Here is a 1,387-nt window from a genome sequence, read left to right on the forward strand (position 1 = left end):
CACGTCGGCGGCCGTCTTGGCGATGGTGGCGCCGCTCTCGACCAGCACGTCGTGGCCATGCGCGACATATTCGCGGACCGAGCCCGGCGTCAGGCCGACGCGGTATTCGTGGTTCTTGATTTCCCGGGGGCAGCCGACGCGCATCTTCTTCTCCTCCTGATCCGGCCCTTTTGAGGCATGTTCCCTGTTTAGAGATAGTGAACCACGAATCGTCCCGTAAGTGTTTGCGAATGCGCTTGCGCAGAAGGGCACGGCTCGATAATCGTTGCGCAAAATAGCTGGATTGTCGCAGGAATCCCGGAAAATGCCGCTCGACAGGATCGATATCGCCATTCTCGAAACGTTGCAGAAGGATGGGCGGATACCCAACGCGGCGCTTGCCGAGAAAGTCGGCCTGTCGCAGTCGGCCTGCTCGCGGCGACTGGACAACCTGGAGAAATCCGGAACCATCCGCGGCTATCACGCCCGGCTTTCCAATGCCGCTCTTGGCCACCAGATGACGGCGATCGTGCATATATCGCTGTCGGGGCAATTCGAGAAGACGCTGTCGGATTTCGAGGCGGCGATAAAGCGCTGCCCGAATGTCCTGTCCTGCCACCTGATGTCGGGCGAATACGATTATATCCTGCGCATCGCGGCAAAAGACCTCGTCGACTATGAGCGCATCCATAAGGAATGGCTGTCGGCGATGCCGCATGTGACGAAGATCAATTCATCCTTCGCCTTGCGCGAGATCGTCGACCGGACGGCGGTGGGGATGAAGCCGGAACTGGCCTAGGCCTTGAACGCCTCCGTCACCACCCGGTCCATCGGGATGTCATGCGGCTGCGGGTAGATGGTAGCGATGCGCTGCAGTTCGTAGCCGACACCGATGACCAGCGGCTTGAACGGCATCGCCGCCAGTGTGCGGTCGAAGAAGCCACCGCCATAGCCCAGCCGGTACTGTCTCGGATCGATGCCGACGATCGGTGAAATAACGACCTCGGGCAGCACCGGGTCGCCTTCAGCAGGGATCGGAATGTTCCAGACGCCCTTCTCCAGCCGGTCGCCCGGTGCGTAAGCGCGAAAGACAAGAGGCTGGCCTTTCTCGACGACAACAGGCAGTGCGGTCCGGCCGCCGCGCTCATTGACGGAAGCCATCCATGGGCGCAGATCCGGCTCGCCCCGGAACGGCCAGTAGAGGCTGACCATGCGGCCGGCGATGTCGCCGATCAACGTGTCGAGGCTTTCGCCGATGCGCTGCGACATTGCCGCCCGCGCGTCAGCCGAGATAGCGAGGCGCGCCGCAATCAGCCGCTCGCGCTCGGCCTTGCGCCATCGTCTCACGTCGGTCCAATCGGATAGGGGCGTCCGGAATTCCGGGTCGAGCTCATGCATGAAGCAAGGC

At 62.1% G+C, this 1,387-nt stretch carries 2 protein-coding genes and 1 pseudogene; 1 reads left to right on the forward strand and 2 read right to left on the reverse strand.

Annotated features, from left to right (window positions below; translation table 11 throughout):
• Positions 1-144, reverse strand: a pseudogene (locus EOA85_RS35335) (alanine dehydrogenase); the annotation flags it as partial.
• A 160-nt stretch (positions 145-304) separates the two neighbouring features.
• On the opposite strand from EOA85_RS35335, the gene EOA85_RS35340 reads away from it, so the two are divergent.
• Complete coding sequence (locus EOA85_RS35340; protein ID WP_023675099.1) at positions 305-778, forward strand: Lrp/AsnC family transcriptional regulator; 474 nt, start codon at positions 305-307, stop codon at positions 776-778.
• Here EOA85_RS35340 and EOA85_RS35345 read toward each other — a convergent pair.
• A partial coding sequence (locus tag EOA85_RS35345) for a 5-formyltetrahydrofolate cyclo-ligase (protein ID WP_245486355.1) occupies positions 775-1,387 on the reverse strand: 613 nt, incomplete at its 5' end. The two genes, EOA85_RS35340 and EOA85_RS35345, sit on opposite strands and share 4 nt — an antisense overlap.

Source organism: Mesorhizobium sp. M5C.F.Ca.IN.020.29.1.1, assembly GCF_003997375.1.
GTDB classification, from domain to species: domain Bacteria; phylum Pseudomonadota; class Alphaproteobacteria; order Rhizobiales; family Rhizobiaceae; genus Mesorhizobium; species Mesorhizobium wenxiniae.